General features: G+C 70.2%; 15 protein-coding genes and 1 tRNA gene. 8 read left to right on the top strand and 8 right to left on the bottom strand.

Annotation, left to right across the window (positions count from 1 at the left end; all coding sequences use genetic code 11):
- The first annotated feature begins 12 nt into the window (after positions 1-12).
- From J2X60_RS00860 to J2X60_RS00850, 3 genes are all read left to right on the top strand, one after another.
- Complete coding sequence (locus J2X60_RS00860; RefSeq protein ID WP_309886210.1) at positions 13-456, top strand: MarR family transcriptional regulator; 444 nt, start codon at positions 13-15, stop codon at positions 454-456.
- A gap of 63 nt (positions 457-519) precedes the next feature.
- Positions 520-732, top strand: a complete 213-nt coding sequence (locus J2X60_RS00855) for a hypothetical protein (protein WP_175473687.1) — start codon at positions 520-522, stop codon at positions 730-732.
- A 52-nt stretch (positions 733-784) separates the two neighbouring features.
- Positions 785-1,879 carry an alkene reductase gene (locus tag J2X60_RS00850; protein WP_309886208.1) on the top strand — a complete coding sequence of 365 codons (1,095 nt, stop codon included), beginning with the start codon at positions 785-787 and terminating at the stop codon, positions 1,877-1,879.
- Between the two features lie 494 nt (positions 1,880-2,373).
- Here the strand turns inward: J2X60_RS00850 and J2X60_RS00845 are convergent, their stop codons facing one another.
- From J2X60_RS00845 to J2X60_RS00835, 3 genes are read right to left on the bottom strand one after another with little or no spacing between them, the layout of a single operon-like run.
- The gene (locus J2X60_RS00845) at positions 2,374-2,565 is read right to left on the bottom strand and encodes a hypothetical protein (RefSeq protein ID WP_309886206.1); all 192 of its coding nucleotides are present in this window, start codon (positions 2,563-2,565) and stop codon (positions 2,374-2,376) included.
- A 10-nt stretch (positions 2,566-2,575) separates the two neighbouring features.
- Complete coding sequence (locus J2X60_RS00840) at positions 2,576-3,112, bottom strand: hypothetical protein (protein ID WP_309886204.1); 537 nt, start codon at positions 3,110-3,112, stop codon at positions 2,576-2,578.
- A 7-nt stretch (positions 3,113-3,119) separates the two neighbouring features.
- A complete protein-coding gene (locus tag J2X60_RS00835) occupies positions 3,120-4,025 on the bottom strand; it encodes a hypothetical protein (RefSeq protein WP_309886202.1) in 906 nt (301 codons plus the stop codon).
- A gap of 457 nt (positions 4,026-4,482) precedes the next feature.
- Between J2X60_RS00835 and J2X60_RS00830 the strand changes: the two genes are divergently transcribed.
- Both J2X60_RS00830 and J2X60_RS00825 read left to right on the top strand, forming a co-directional pair.
- Positions 4,483-5,649 carry a hypothetical protein gene (locus J2X60_RS00830; RefSeq protein ID WP_309886200.1) on the top strand — a complete coding sequence of 389 codons (1,167 nt, stop codon included), beginning with the start codon at positions 4,483-4,485 and terminating at the stop codon, positions 5,647-5,649.
- Positions 5,650-5,712: 63 nt separating this feature from the next.
- Entirely contained in the window at positions 5,713-5,973 is a 261-nt protein-coding gene (locus J2X60_RS00825) for a hypothetical protein (protein ID WP_092386063.1), read from the top strand.
- A 16-nt stretch (positions 5,974-5,989) separates the two neighbouring features.
- Here the strand turns inward: J2X60_RS00825 and J2X60_RS00820 are convergent, their stop codons facing one another.
- The 5 genes from J2X60_RS00820 to J2X60_RS00800 all read right to left on the bottom strand — a co-directional run bounded on the left by J2X60_RS00820 (position 5,990) and on the right by J2X60_RS00800 (position 9,382).
- Entirely contained in the window at positions 5,990-6,415 is a 426-nt protein-coding gene (locus J2X60_RS00820) for a hypothetical protein (protein WP_309886198.1), read from the bottom strand.
- Positions 6,408-6,848 carry a hypothetical protein gene (locus J2X60_RS00815; protein ID WP_309886197.1) on the bottom strand — a complete coding sequence of 147 codons (441 nt, stop codon included), beginning with the start codon at positions 6,846-6,848 and terminating at the stop codon, positions 6,408-6,410. Before J2X60_RS00815 ends, J2X60_RS00820 begins: the two co-directional genes overlap by 8 nt.
- 133 nt (positions 6,849-6,981) lie before the next feature.
- Positions 6,982-7,054: transfer RNA gene (locus tag J2X60_RS00810), tRNA-Arg, on the bottom strand.
- Between the two features lie 90 nt (positions 7,055-7,144).
- Positions 7,145-7,930, bottom strand: a complete 786-nt coding sequence (locus J2X60_RS00805) for a dienelactone hydrolase family protein (protein ID WP_309886195.1) — start codon at positions 7,928-7,930, stop codon at positions 7,145-7,147.
- A gap of 27 nt (positions 7,931-7,957) precedes the next feature.
- Positions 7,958-9,382: a glucose-6-phosphate dehydrogenase gene (locus J2X60_RS00800; RefSeq protein ID WP_309886192.1), complete on the bottom strand. Its 1,425-nt coding sequence runs from the start codon at positions 9,380-9,382 to the stop codon at positions 7,958-7,960.
- A gap of 82 nt (positions 9,383-9,464) precedes the next feature.
- Here J2X60_RS00800 and J2X60_RS00795 point away from each other — a divergent pair, with 82 nt between their 5' ends.
- The 3 genes from J2X60_RS00795 to J2X60_RS00785 all read left to right on the top strand — a co-directional run bounded on the left by J2X60_RS00795 (position 9,465) and on the right by J2X60_RS00785 (position 14,964).
- Positions 9,465-10,634, top strand: coding sequence for a Gfo/Idh/MocA family oxidoreductase (locus J2X60_RS00795; protein WP_309886191.1), 1,170 nt, complete (start codon positions 9,465-9,467; stop codon positions 10,632-10,634).
- A 65-nt stretch (positions 10,635-10,699) separates the two neighbouring features.
- Positions 10,700-12,514 (top strand): thiamine pyrophosphate-requiring protein, encoded by a 1,815-nt coding sequence (locus tag J2X60_RS00790; RefSeq protein ID WP_309886190.1) that lies wholly within the window; start codon positions 10,700-10,702, stop codon positions 12,512-12,514.
- A 92-nt stretch (positions 12,515-12,606) separates the two neighbouring features.
- On the top strand, positions 12,607-14,964 hold the full coding sequence (locus J2X60_RS00785) for a bifunctional UDP-sugar hydrolase/5'-nucleotidase (RefSeq protein WP_309886187.1): 2,358 nt from the start codon (positions 12,607-12,609) through the stop codon (positions 14,962-14,964).
- The last annotated feature ends 269 nt before the right edge of the window (positions 14,965-15,233 follow it).

Here is a 15,233-nt window from a genome sequence, read left to right as displayed (position 1 = left end):
TAGGGTGGGCGGATGACCGAGACCGACGTCGACCCGCTCGCCCTCGACCGACAGCTCTGCTTCGCGCTCGCGGCGACGAGCCGGAGCGTCATCGGGCTCTACCGCGACCTGCTCGAACCCATGGGCCTGACGCACCCGCAGTACCTCGTCATGCTGGCCCTCTGGGAGCAGGACCCGCGCTCCGTCCGCGAGATCGCCCGCGAACTCCGGCTCGACTCTGCCACCCTCAGCCCGCTGCTCAAGCGCCTCGAGGCTTCCGGCTACGTCCGCCGCACCCGGAGCGCCACGGACGAACGCCAGCTCGAGGTCTCCCTCACCGTCGCCGGGCGCTCCCTGCGCGAACAGGCCCGGGCGGTCCCGATCGCCGTCGCCGACCGCCTCGGCTGGCCGCTGGAACGCCTCGAAGCGCTGAAGGACGAGCTCACCGAACTGCTCGAACGCGTCGACGCCGTGTGATCGGCCGTGTGCTGCGAAGCCGTTCGTGGCACAATGGTTCGTGTACGAACGAAAGGACGGACCGTGGGTCGCTTCGGACAGTGGTACGAACGGTGGAACAGCACGCTCATCGCCAAGATGGGCCCGTCGCAGATCGGCGCCGGCCACCCCGAGGGCATCGACGACCGCACGATCGACCGCGGCTGCCCGATCTGCGGCCAGCCCCTCTCCCAGCACCAGGTGATCCGCCCCGAGGGGCAGGTGCGCTCCTCGACGTTGGTGTGCCCCCGAGCCTGACGATCCGCCGGAACGGGGAATTGCATCCGGCAACACCTCGTTCCCCCCAGACGTGAAGCTCTTCGAACCCGCCGACTTCGGCGCACTCCCCCTGTCGAACCGCATCGTGATGGCACCCCTCACCCGCACGCGCGCCGGTGAGCACGGCATCCCGAACGACCTGCTCGTCGAGCACTACGCCCAGCGCGCCGGCCTCGGGCTCATCGTCACCGAGGGCACCTGGCCCGTGCAGGAGGGCCGCTCCTACCCCGGGCAGCCCGGCATCGAGACCGACGAGCAGATCGCCGGGTGGCGCCGCGTCGCCGACGCCGTGCACGCCGAGGGCGGTCGCATCGTGATGCAGCTCATGCACGGTGGCCGGGTGTCCCACACCACCATCTCCGGCACGCCGCGCATCGTCGCCCCGTCCGCGATCGCCGCCCCCGGGCAGACCCACCTCCCCGACGGCTCGAAGGCGGACATGCCCGTCCCCCACGCCCTGACCACCGACGAGGTGCGCGAGGCCGTCCAGGGCTTCGTCCGCGCCGCCCGCAACGCGATCGCCGCCGGACTCGACGGCGTCGAGGTGCACGGGGCGAACGGCTACCTCGTGCACGAGTTCATGTCGGCAGCGTCGAACACGCGCACCGACGAGTACGGCGGTTCGCCAGAGAACCGCGCCCGCTTCGCGATCGAGGTCACCACCGCCGTCGCCGAGGCCATCGGCGCCGACCGCACCGGCATCCGCCTCTCCCCCGAGCACGGCATCCAGGGTGTCCTCGAGAGCGACCCGGCGGACGTCCACGCGGTCTACACCGCCGTCGCCGAGGGCCTCGCGCCGCTCGGACTCGCCTTCGTCGACATCCTGCACGCCGAGCCGACCGGCGACCTCGTGCAGCACATTCGCCGGACCGCGGGCGCCCCGTTCATCGCCAACTCCGGCTTCAGCGCGCTGACCACCCGTGACGAGGCCATCGCCCTCGTCACGCAGGGCCACGCGGACGCCGTGGGCGTCGGTCGCGCGGCGATCGCGAACCCGGACCTCGCGTACCGCTGGGAGCAGGACACCGAGTTGAACGAGCCGCGCCCGGAGCTGTTCTACGGCAACGGCGCCGAGGGCTACACCGACTACCCGACGCTGGCCGAGGTGCGCGCGCAGGTCGCGTAGTCGACGCGACCGGGTCGCGGACGGGAGGCGCGGTGCCAGCTGGCACCGCGCCTCCCGTCCGTCTGCCCACCCGGTAGGGTTGTATGGCCCCTCCCCCGGCTCGTAGACGCGGAATATATCGGTATGCCACCGGTCAGGAGGAGTGCCAGCCGCCGGGCTGATGCGTGGCCGTCTCGCGGTCATGGCAGGGCTTGCAGAGGCCGCGCCCGAAGTGTGGGTCGTCGGGGTCGAGGGACAGGGCCTCAAGCTCCTTGCGTGACCTCGGGTCAGCGACGGTCGACTGAGCGGCCTCGCATGCAACGCAGATCGGATCACGGTCGAGGACCGCGGACCGGAACATGCGATGGCCGCGGCTGTTGTAGCCGCGCTGTGCTGCTGTGCCTCGGCTGCGGTCAGCCCTGCGCTGGTGTGCGGGACAGCGCGTGCCGAGCGCTCCGTCGAAGATGGTGGGGCAGCCAGCGACCGAGCACACTCGCATGCTCATCGCGTTGGCCTCAGCCCTCGTGACGAAGCAGTCTGTCGCGTTCGGCTGTGACCTCGGCGAGCTGGTTGTGTAGCGCTTCCATCTCGGTGTCGTACGTGCCACCGGCGAGGATGCGGTTGATGGTGTCGACCTGGTTGCGGATGCGAGCTTCGTACCGATCGCCGGTCTCCGCCACGCGCTTGAGGTGTTCGTCCTGTCTCATCTGAACTCCTTCACCTACGCCAGGGGGCTTCTGACGGTGGCCTCTCCGCAGCTTTGTTGACCGCGGCGAGATCGTCACGACGGACGATTCCCACCAGAGCGTGAAGAAGGATCACCAGACGAACGGCACTGTGGGCTACGAGGCCGATGGCAACTTCCAGAAGCCATGGGGCCAACCATTGGCCTCCACTGAGCGCGGCGATACCAGCAGCCAGTGCAAGCCCAGCGCCCAGGAAACCGGCTGCAGACGTCCACGACCAATTGCGGGCAAGGCTCTTACCACCGTCGACGCGAAACTTCTGGAACCGATATGTCTGAGGAGTCACACCGAAGATGACGACAACGCCGGCGAAGCTACTCACGAGCGCAGCAGCTCCGAAGAATCCGAGATAGAGGCCTGCCTGCGCGCTGGGGTCTGCTGCGACGAGCGGTGCCCAGAGATCAAGGAGCCAACCCTTCCACGTGATAAACGCGTGGACAGCAACCGCCGCCAAGACGAGGACATCGACAAGCGCGGGGTGGTCCACCGGATTCACTCTGGCGCTCATCACGTCCTCACTCGCTTCGCAGTTGCGTCCTGAAGCTATCGATGGCATCCGACAGTGCGTGCAGCACCGCCTCTGGCGTGGGGGTCTCGTCCTCTGATTCTCCGACGTACTCCGTGTAGACGACACGGTCCAGAGCGAAGTCGACATAGTCCTTCTCCACTCCGTCGACGCTCGGTTGGAGCAAGGTTGCTTCCGCACGCGTGTACCCATCGGAGCCGATGATCTCCCGCAAGCCTTCCACGAGTTCATCGGCACCAGCCTCGTCAGGCCGAGCGCGACCGAAGCTCACACTCATTTCGACCGAGACCGCGCCTGCGCCCGCGGCGGACGCTTCCCGCACAGCTCGAGCAAGTTGGGATTGGCCAGGCAGAAGCTCTGCCGCGCCGGGATCGAACTTCAGATGGATCTTGGTCGCCCCGACTGCGGAACGGAGACGCTCGACCTGATCACGCCTTGCGTACGGTTGAAGCTCGATGCTGTGCCCACGAGCGTAGAAGCGGCCAGCCATACCAAGCCAGTCGGTGAGAGCGGGCCACGTGGGTCCGGCCGATGTCCTGAGGACGGCCATGTACGGGGTCCCCTCCACGGGAAGCAAGTACAGCGGCTCAATCAGCTCAAGGATGCCTGTCGACGCCAGCGGGACAGTCCCACCCTCTCGATCGACAACGTCGGGCCAGTCCGCTCCGGGACGGAGCTTTCCGAGGTAGAGATACTTGGCGACCGGCGAGATGCTCTGCTCCACGCGTCCGACGTATTTCCGCCCCCTGTACGTCAGCCGACGGTCCGCAGCATCCTGTACTTCGAGGAAGTCGAGCAGGTCCATCCACCAGTTGTTGCCGAAAGGCAACACGTTGTCGTGCTCGTCGATCTCGACAGCGCTGAAAAAATGGACCGATCTCGGCTTGCCTACCATTGCCCCACCCCAAGTGAATGAGATCACAGCATGGCACAGCTGATGACTCCTCAGCGGCGGAGCCAAACCCCATCTTTGGGTCTGGTGACTCCTCCCGCGTCGTCGTCGAGCCGAGCAAGTTCGACGCGGGAGTGTGTTCCTCGTGCTCGCGCCGCGTGCGGTGGTTCGCTGTGCGGCCGGTGTTGCCCCGCCGTGACAGGGCAGGGCCGGCGGCTGGTGCGGGAGCGGTGCGTGTCGGCGGGCACGAGGAAGAGTGGGAGCCCGCTGACGGAGGCAACCCGGCACCTCTCCGGCATCTTGCGGAGGTGCGACGCTCAATGAGGGGACTATCCCGAACCCTCGGCCTAGTTGTCGCCAGCGAGACGCGTTGCTCACTGGCTCGGTACCCGCGCAGCGCTTGGCGTGGTCACGGGTACGTGGTGGCCGCCCTGTCGGTGGGGCGGCGCATGCTGTGGTGATGACGGATGATGACCGCGAGAATCTCGCGTTCGAGGAGCGAAACCGTGAGGTCACGAACCGGGGGGGAACCGTGCAGGCACTGCGCACACCGATCGACACCACCGCCCTCACCGAGCCGGTCCGCCGCCGCGACGCGAGACGGACCTGGAAGGCCCTCGTCGCCGAACACCCCGAGGCGCGCGACCTGGTCGGACTCGTCCGACGGATCGTCCTCGGCGCCGGAGCACTCTGCCTGCCGATCGGCCTGCTCGCGTTCACCCTCGTCATCACCGCCACCGTCGCGGAGGGCGGCGAGGACGTGGCGACCGCCGTCCTCGTGCAGAGCGTGATCGGCGCCTTCCTCGGCCTGGCCGGGGTCCTCTGCACCTGGGCGTGGATCCGGGTGCGGCGCCGACGCCCGCAGAAGCGGGTGCACCACCGCCTCGCCCGGTTCGCGGCGGCCAACGGGATGACGTACAGCCCGGGGCCAACCGGGACCCGTCGTGACGCCCCGCTCCGTCGACGCGGCGCGCTGAACTGCTACCGAGTGCTCCGGACCCCCGGGCCCCGAGGCCTGGAGTTCGCGAACCACGAGCTCGTCCGGTCGACCATGACGAACACCTCGCCGGCGTTCGGCGGGTACTGCGCGATGCGTCTGCCCGTGGCGTTGCCGAACATCCTGCTGCGGTCCGAGGAGGGCCCTCGACGCCCGCTGCACACCTCGTCGGTCGTTCGTGGCTCGCAGGTGCTGTCGCTGGAGGGCGACTTCGACCGGTACTTCCGTCTGTACTGCCCCGCCGGGTACGAACGCGACGCGCTGTACCTGTTCACGCCGGACGTGATGGCGCGGCTCGTCGACCACCTGCGGGGGCTCGACGTCGAGATCGTGGACGACTGGATGTACCTGATCAGCGCCCGTGACCTGATCACGGACCGGCCCGAGCGGTGGGAGGCCCTCGCGGCGGCGGTCGACGCCCTCGACGACCGGGTCGAGCGCTGGGCGCGGTGGCGGGACGAGCGCTCCGAGGTGGCTGTCTCCGCCGATGACGGCCCGGTCGTGCGGGTGCGGGAGGTCGCGAAGCCCGGACGGCGGCTCCGGACGACCTGGGGTGCCGGGACGGTGCTCATCGTCGGGACGGTGTCGCTCGGGTTCGTCGCGCTGATCGTGGCGATCAACCTGTCCTGACCGGACTGCTCGGCGGCCGGCGTCCGCGGCGTTCCTGTGCGAACGCTCCGGTACGGTGGTCACGTGAACAACGGGTGGCGCGACGGTCTCTTGGTCGTGTGGATCATCTCCCTGCTGGCGGCGATCGGGCTCTGGGTCTCGGCGATCGTCATCTTCGGCAAGGGACCGGACTCGGTCGAGCTCGTGCCGCTCGCGGCGTCGCTCGCCGGCGCTGCTGCCGTGGTGAGCTTCTGGTGGTTCGTGTCGCTGCTCCTGTGGCTCGCAGTGAGCGCGGTGGTGCGGGAGCACGAGAAGGACCGGCAGCAGGCGGCGCGCCTGCGCTGACGCGCCAGCCCCGCGGTCAGCGGGCGGCCACGATCTCCACCTGACGTGCGGGCAGAGCGCTGCGCGACGCGGTCGCGAGGCGAGCTGGCAGGACGACACCGCCGACCCGGTGTGCGAGGTAGTCGACGAACGCCCCGACCGTGCTGTCCGAGCTCGGCTGTTCAGCTGCCGACCGCATGTCATCGGCGGACCGGACGTCGAGCGCGCCGTCGACGTCCATCACGGCGACGCGACGAACGCCGCTGACGGTCTTCACGAAGACGTTCGCGTAGCCGCCCACCGCCTCGATCCGCCGCAACAGAACCGGGAGACGCTCGTCCGCCAGGGCAACGACGACCGGCGTGCGGCCCTCGACGTCCACGACCTCGAGTTCGACGGCCGCGAAGTCGCCGACTGCGAGCGACCTGTTGATCTCCGCACGGAATGCGTCCAGCTCAGACATCGCGCTCGTCCCTGCCCTTCATGTCCCGGATTGTAACGGCGTACCGCATTGCCTGGTCCGATGCCACGGCGAAGAGTGCAGCCACGTCATCGGCTCTGTGGACCGGCCCGATGCCGCTGACCTCGCCCGAGGTGTGGTGGAGGTGGACGTACCCGTGGCAGCAGTCGACACGAGCAGCTTCGATCCACTCCCCGTCGATGTCGAGCGTGTGGACGAGGATGGCGAAGTCGACCAGCCTCCCGCCGCTCCGGAAGAGCCGGTGGTCGACCCGGACGGTGTCGGCGTCGTCGACGCTCTGGTACCAGGAGCGCTCGCTGCAGGTGGACCGGTCCGGCGGACGGTACTCGCCCCGTGTCTGGTCGGCGGTGACTCGCTCTGCCGTGGCACGCGCACGACGCTCATCTCGCCGCTGCTGCTGGGTGCGCCGTGCCATGGGCACGAACCTAGACAGCACGGAGTTCGGGCTGCAAGGAGTTCGCATGCGAACTCGCGTTGCGGCCGCTCTGCCAACACGACGAAGGCCCCGTCGCATTGCGACGGGGCCTTCGATCGGTTCGGTGTTGCGGTGCGCTCGAAGGGACTCGAACCCCCAACCTTCTGATCCGTAGTCAGATGCTCTATCCATTGAGCTACGAGCGCGTGGCCTTGCGGCCGTGGAAGACTCTACAACAGCTGCGGCCCCGAACGCCAATCGAGGCCGCCCCGAGCCCGCCCTCGGCGTGTCGGCCCTCAGAGCGCGGCGAGCTCCTCGTCGAAGACCTCGGCGAGGAACACCTCGAGCGCCCGCCACGACCGACGGTCGGCACGCGCCTGGTACTGGGCGCCGTGGTCCGGCGCGTCGGTGCCGGGGACCGCGAAGGCGTGCATCGCACCGGCGTAGCTCACGAGCTGCCAGTCGACCTCGGGAGCGGCCCGCATCTCGTCCTCCCACGCGACGACGGTCTCGTCGGGCACGACCGGGTCCGATGCGCCGGTGAGCACCAGCAGCTTCGCGCGGATCGCGGACGCGTCAGAGGGGTCGTGGACGATGAGGCCGCCGTGGAACGAGACCGCGCCGACGAGGTCGGCCCCGGTGCGCGCGAGTTCGAGCGCGGCGGATCCACCGAAGCAGTAGCCCATCACGACGACCCGGGCCGGGTCGACGTCGGGGTCCGCGAGCAGGCGGTCGAGGCCGGCGCGGACGCGGGCCCGCATGAGCGGGAGGTCCTGGTAGAACGACCCGGCGACCTGGGCGGCGGTGTCGTCGCCCGGGCGGACGCCCTCGCCGTAGACGTCGGCACCGAAGGCCACGTACCCGAGGCGGGCGAGCATCGTGACGCGCGCCTCGACGTGCTCGTTGACGCCGTGCCAGTCGTGGACGACGAGCACGGCCGGGCGACGACCGGCGATCGCCGCGTCCTTCGCCAGCACGCCGAGCAGCGGGGTGCCCTCGTGGTCGTAGCGGACGGGGTCGACGCGCACGTCGGCTCCGGCGGGTTCGGGAACGGTCTGCAGGACGTCGTCGATCGTGGTCACGCGTCGGAACCTACGCCGTGGGGTCCGTCAGCAGTCGATGTTGTCCCAGGAACCGGGTCCCTCGGAGCCTGCCGGGTACTCGTCGAGCGGGGCCTTCCCGTTGCGCCAGGCCTGCAGGAACGGCTCGACGACCTTCCAGCCCTGCACGGCGCTGTCCCCGCGGACGGACAGGGTGGCGTCGCCCTCGAGCACCCCGGCGAGCACCTCGCCGTAGGCACTGAGGCGTCCGGGGTTGAACGTGACGTCCAGGCTCGTGTGGTCGATCGTGTACGGGTCGCCGGCGCCGTTGACGTTGAGCTCGAGCTGCATCTCGTCGGGTGCGATCCAGATCCGGAGCCGATCGGGCAGTTCCGCACCGTGCAGGCCGACCGGCACGTGCGGCGAGTCCTTGAAGGTGATCACGATCTCGCGGCGCTGCTCGGCGAGGGCCTTGCCGGACCGCAGCGTGAAGGGCACCCCGGCCCAGCGCCAGTTCGCGATCTCGAGGGTGAGCTGCGCGAGCGTCTCGGTCCCGAGGGACGGGTCCACGCCGTCCTCGTCGGTGTACGACGGCAGCGAGCGGTCGCCGATCGTGCCCGCGGTGTACCGGGCGCGCTTGCCCGCCGCGACGACGTCGCCGCCCCACGGCCGGACGGCGCGGAGCACGAGTTCCTTCTGGGTGCGCAGGTCGTCCGCGTCGATCGACGCCGGCGCCTCCATCGCGACCACGGCCATCACCTGGAGCAGGTGGCTCTGGATCATGTCGACGAGCGCGCCCGCCTTGTCGTAGTAGCGCGCACGCCCCTCGAGTCCGAGCGTCTCGTCGTAGACGATGTCGACGCGGGCGACGTGCGCGGACGACAGCAGCGGCTCGATGATGCGGTTCGCGAAGCGGAGGCCGAGCAGGTTCAGCACGGTGGACCGGCCGAGGAAGTGGTCGACCCGGTGGATGCGCTCCTCGGGGAGGAACGAGTGCAGCACGTCGTTGAGGTGCTCGGCACTCTCGGCGTCGGTGCCGAACGGCTTCTCCAGCGCCAGGCGCGTCCCGGACGGCAGGTCCAGGTCCTTGAGCACCTCGCAGCTCTTCTCGGTGACGGCGGGCGGCAGGGCGAAGTAGATCGCGGGGTCGTACCGGCAGTCGCCGAGCAGGGTCCGGAGGTCGTCGGCGTCGGTGACGTCGGCCTTGCGGTAGGTCGAGGCGTCGATGACACCGAGGAGCCGCTTGCTGAGGCGCTCACCGCCGTCGGCAGCCCCCTCGTCCTCCTCGTTCTTCGACGCCTGCGCGTTCTCGAAGGACTCGCGGACCTGCGCCTTCCAGTCGGCGTCCGAGATGTCCTCCACGCCGGCTCCGACGAGCTGGACGTCCCAGTCGTCCTTCACCTCGAGAAGAGTGGCCAGGCCCGGCAGCAGGAGTCGCTTGGACAGGTCGCCGCTGGCACCGAGGATGAGCAGGGAGGTCTGGAGGCTCGACATGCCCCAGAACGTACTCATGCGTTCCGGCGTGTGGCCGGGAGACGTCGGTACGGTGGGGTCCAGTCCGGCGCGAGGGAGCACCATGAGCAGTGGGTACGGAGGGCGACGCCTGCGCGTCGCTGTGGTCGGCACCGGTATGATCGCCGGCGTCCACGCGCGAGCCGCCCGCGCGGCCGGGGCCGAGGTCCTCGGGGTGCTCGGTCGGAGTCCGTCCCGTTCCGAGCAGGTCGCCGCCCAGCTCGACCTCCCCCGCGGGTACGCCTCGCTCGACGAGGTGATCGCGGACGCTCCCGACGTCGTGCACGTCTGCACGCCGAACGACCAGCACCACCCGCAGGCCCTCGCGGTCATCCGCGCCGGGATCAACGTCGTGTGCGAGAAGCCGCTCGCCATCGACGCCACCGAGGCCGACGAGCTGGTCGAGGCCGCACGGCTGGCCGGCGTCGTGGCCACCGTGCCGTTCGTGTACCGGTACCACCCGATCGTCCGGGAGATCCGCGGACGCATCGCCGACGGCGACCTGGGGCGCGTGCTCGCCGTCCACGGCCACTACCTGCAGGACTGGATGCTCGACGAGGACGCCTCGTCGTGGCGGGTCGACGCGGGCTCTGGGGGCCTCTCGCGGGCGTTCGCCGACATCGGCTCGCACTGGTGCGACCTGGTCGAGTTCGTCACGGGCGAGCGCTTCGCGTCGGTCTCGGCTGCGACCGACATCGTCTACCCGACGCGTCCGGCGGCGTCCGGTCCGTCGTTCTCCGGCTCCCCCGACCCCGACCCGGTGGCCGACGCCTCGCAGCGCGCCGAGGTCACCACCGAGGACACCGCGGTCGCTACCTTCCGGACCGGCACCGGCCGCATCGGCAACGTGGTCATCTCGCAGGTGGCCTCGGGACGGAAGAACCGGCTGTGGTTCGAGGTCGACGGCACCCGTGGGTCCGCCGCCTTCGACCAGGAGCAGCCGGAGTCGGCCTGGTTCGGGAACGAACGCGGCGCGCAGATCGTCGTCCGAGACCCGTCGCTCGGCGTGCCGGACCAGCGGCGCCTGGCCGTGGTGCCGTCGGGGCACCCGCAGGGCTACCTCGACGCGTTCGCCGCGTTCGTCGCCGACACCTACGACGCGGTCCGGAGCGGACCCGACCCGGACGGGTGGCCCGAGGGTCTGCCGACGTTCGCGGACGGCGCCCGGTCGGCGCACATCATCGACGCCGTGGTCGGCAGCGCAGCCGGCGGCACGTGGCAGGAGATCGGCTGACGGGCACGAACGCGCGTCCCCCTCGTCGCTGAGCGCGTACAGGAACCGCCGAGCACGGTGGGCGCATGAGCACGACCGTGAGCGACTTCGTCATCGACCGCATCGAGGCATGGGGGGTCTCCCGCGTCTTCGGCTACCCAGGCGACGGGATCGGCGCCTTCGACGGTGCCCTCGGCAAGGCGGGCGGCGGCGAACGAGCACTCGAGTACGTCCGTCCGACGCACGAGGAGATCGCCGCCCTCATGGCGACCGCGCACGCGAAGTTCACCGGCGAGGTCGGGGTCTGCGTCGCGACGTCGAGCCCGGGCGCGTTCCACATGCTCAACGGCCTGTACGACGCACAGATGGACAACCAGCCGGTGGTCGCGATCGTCGGTCAGCAGGGACTGGCCTCGATCGGGACGTTCACGCAGCAGGAGTCGAACCTCGAGCGGGTGTTCGCCGACGTCGCGTGCTACGTCGAGACCGTGACGACGCCCGACGCCGTCGGGGTCGTCGTCGACACCGCGTTCCGGACGGCGATGCTCCGCAAGCAGCCGGCCGTGGTCGTCCTCCCGCATGACGTGCAGGCGATGGCGTACGAGGAGCCGGGCGTCGAGCACTGGGTCTCCCGCTCGAGCGACGTCCCCGCGTCGACCCGGATCACCCCACCCGCCGAGGACGTCCGGCGCTTCGCCGAGATCCTCAACGCCGGCGAGAAGATCACCTTCCTCGTCGGGGCCGGTGCCCGCGGTGCGACGGAGCAGGTCCTCGCCGCGGCGGAGAAGACCGGTGCCGGCATCATCACGGCGCTCCGCGGCAAGGACGTCGTCCCGTCGGACGTGCCCTACCACACGCAGCAGGTCGGGCTCCTCGGGTCGCGACCGAGCCTCACGCAGATCAAGGAGTGCGACACGATCGTGCTCCTCGGGACGAACTACCCCTACGGCGAGTACCTGCCGGAGTCCGGCCAGGCACGCGGTGTGCAGGTGGACATCAAGCCCGAGCAGCTCGGCCTGCGGTACCCGACCGAGCTCAACCTCTGGGGCGACGTCGGTGCGACGCTCGAGGCAGTCCTGCCCCTCCTCGAGCAGACGTCGGACCGCAGCTGGCAGGAGCGGCTCGCCGACGAGATGCGCGAGTGGGAGGCGGAGATGGCCCGCCAGGCCGAGGTCGCCTACGACGACGGGGTGAACCCCCGACGCGTCATCCGCGCGGTGAACGACCACCTGCCCGAGGGCGTCACGGTGACCTGCGACGCCGGGACGACCGCCGACTGGTACGGGCACCACATCCGCCTGCGTCGCGGCATGCACGGCGACATGTCCGGCCGGCTCGCGACCATGCTCGCCGCGATGCCCTACGCGGTGACGGCCAAGTTCGCCTTCCCGGACAAGCCCGCCGTGTGCACCATCGGTGACGGGGCCTTCCAGATGCTCGGTATGAACGAGCTCATCACCGTGAAGAAGTACATGGCCCAGTGGCCGAACCAGCAGCTCGTCATCGTGATCATGCACAACGACGACCTCGGTCAGGTCTCGTGGGAGATGCGCACGGAGGACGGCAACCCGATGTGGCGGGGGTCGCAGGACGTCGAGACGATGGACTACGCGGGGTACGCCGAGCTCCTCGGGTTCACGGGCATCGCGGTGCACCGCGACGACGAGGTCGAGGCTGCCGTCCAGCGGGCGTTCGACAACCCGGGCGTGACCGTCATCGACGCGTACGTGAGCCGGAACGTGCCTCCGCTCCCGCCGCACATCACCGCCGAGTACGCGATGAACACCGCGAAGAGCCTGCTCAAGGGCGACCCGGTCGAGCTGGACGTCGTCAAGGACTCCGCGAAGGCGATGGCGGCGGAGGCGGTCGAACGGGTGAAGGGCGTGTTCGGCCGGGACTGACGGCACGCTGGGCATCACCGATGTGAACATCGTGTGACGCGTCCGGGGGGCAGCTGGCGTGTCGCCTGTGCGTTCTCCTAGGTTCGACGCCGATGAACACTTCCCACCACTCACGAACGCGTCGCGGGCGCTTCGTCGCGGGCGCTGCGCTCGCGACCGCCGGTGTCCTCGTCGCACTGTCCGTCCCGTCCGTCGCCGGCGCAGCCGAGGGCGACACGACGATCGACCTCTACGACGTCAACGACTTCCACGGCCGCATCGCACAGTCGATCTCGCAGACCGACGGCAAGCCGACCCCGCGCGACGGCGACGCCGCCGGTGCCGCGACCCTGGCGGGTGCGCTCGAGCAGCTCCGCGGGCCGGACCCGACGACGTCCGCGTTCGTCAGCTCCGGCGACAACATCGGCGGATCGACGTTCGAGTCCTTCATCCAGGACGACCAGCCGACGATCGACGTCCTCAACCAGATGGACCTCTCCGTCAGTGCCATCGGGAACCACGAGCTCGACAAGGGCCAGGACGACCTGCGCGACCGCGTCATCGGACCCCGGGGCGACCGGAACGCGCAGTGGGACTACGTCTCGGCGAACATCCTCGACACCGCGACGGGCAAGCCCGCGTTCGACCCGTACGCGATCGAGGAGATCAGCGGCAAGCGCGTCGGGTTCATCGGCGCCACGGTCGACCTCGTCGGACAGGGCCTCGTGAGCCCGGCCGGCATCGAGGGCCTCGAGATGGGCGACATCGCGACCGAGGTGAACAAGGTCGCAGCGGACCTCACCGACGGCGTCGAGGGCAACGGCGAGGCCGACGTCCTCGTCCTGCTCGTGCACGACGGTGCCGAGTCCGCTGCTGCGACGGACCTCGACGGCGACTCCGACTTCGCCCGTGCCGTCCGCGACGTGGACCCCCGTGTCTCGGCGATCCTCTCCGCGCACACCCACCAGACGTACGTGCACCAGGCGAAGATCGGCGACGGTCCGGCCACCCGCCCGGTGATCCAGACCGGCTCGTACGGCTTCAACCTCGGACACGTGCAGCTCACCGTCGCGGCGGACGGCACCGTCACGTCGACCGTCGCGGAGAACATCCGGCTCGTCGACGGGACCTTCACGCCCGACGCCGACGTGCAGGCCACCGTCGACGACGCGGTGGCCGAGGCCGAGGTCCTCGGTGCGGTCGAGCTCGGCACGGTCGACCGCGACCTGGGCCGTGCGAAGCAGCGCAACGGTTCCGAGAACCGCGGCGGCGAGTCCACGCTGGGGAACTTCGTCGCCGAGGTGCAGCGCGCAGCGACGACCCGCCAGGGCTCGCAGATCGCGTTCATGAACCCCGGCGGGCTCCGGGCCGACATCGCGTCGGGCACGGTCACCTACAAGGAGGCCGCGGTCGTCCAGCCCTTCGCCAACACGCTCGTCGTCCTCGACCTGACCGGCGCGCAGATCCGGCAGGCGCTCGAACAGCAGTGGCAGCCCTCCGGGTCGAGCCGGCCGTTCCTCAAGCTCGGCGCCTCAGACGGCTTCGGGTACACCTACGACCCTGGTGCTCCGGCCGGCTCGCGCATCACCACGATGACCCTCGACGGAACGGCGATCGACGCGGACACGACCTACAAGGTCACCGTCAACTCGTTCCTCGCGGGCGGCGGCGACAACTTCGCCGCGTTCAAGCAGGCGGCGGCGAAGCAGGACAGCGGCAAGGTCGACCTCGAGGCGCAGGTCGAGTACTTCCGCGCGGACCCCACGGTGACGGTCGCCCACGACCAGCGCTCCACCGGCATCCGCACGACGGCGACCCCGGACGGCGGCTTCCAGCCCGGTGACCGGGTCACCATCGAGCTCTCCTCGCTGACGTTCAGCAACGAACCCGACCAGGGCGGCACGGTCACGGTCAGCGCCGGTGGGAAGGAACTCGACCGCGCGACGATCGACCCGACGATCGTCGACACGACGGACGAGCAGGGTCAGGCGACGCTGTCGTTCCTCGTCCCCGGCGCAACCACGGACCCCGCGACCGCACTGGGCCGAGCAGCCGGCACGACGACCCTCGCGGCAGCCGTGGCCCCGGCCGCCACGACCGACGAGCCCCTCGTCGTCACGCTGCCGAACGGGCAGACGATCACGCTCGCGGTGACGATCCCCGTCGCCGCGGCCGTGGACCCGACCGATCCGACCGACCCCGCTGACCCCACGGACCCGACCGACCCGGGCACGCCTGGTACCCCGGGCGCCGGCGGCGGTGACGACGGTGCGGTCGGTGTCGACACCGACGGTGACGGCGTCGTCGACGGCACGGTCCCGGCGAACGCCGGCGGAGCGCTCGCGTACACCGGTGCCGACATCGCGGCCCCGGCCGTCGCAGCCGGCCTCCTGGTCCTCGCGGGCCTCGTGGCGCTGGTGCTCGCGCGTCGGAAGCGCGCCGAGCGCGAGGCGACGGACCTGACGGACTGACGCCGCGCCTCCAGGCAGGAGAACGGGCCGTCCCACCCAGGTGGGACGGCCCGTTCTCGTGGGTCCAGGAGGCGCGGTGCCGGTCCGCAGCGTCGGCGCCCGTCCGCGGGTGGCCCGCGACGCTTGTCCCATCACGGTACCTCCCTGCTGTACCGGCGATCGGCGGGGTACGCTCAGCCCTGTCGCATCGCGACGCGTCGCGCTGGGTCGCCTCTCATCCCGGACGGTGGTTCCGCCCGGGGGACTCCGCGACGCGGGTGCTCTCCGTC

Origin of the sequence: Curtobacterium sp. 320, assembly GCF_031455235.1 — a bacterium.
Taxonomy (GTDB): Bacteria; Actinomycetota; Actinomycetes; order Actinomycetales; family Microbacteriaceae; genus Curtobacterium.
Note: the sequence above shows the minus strand (reverse complement) of the source record. Positions and strands in the feature narration are given on the sequence as shown.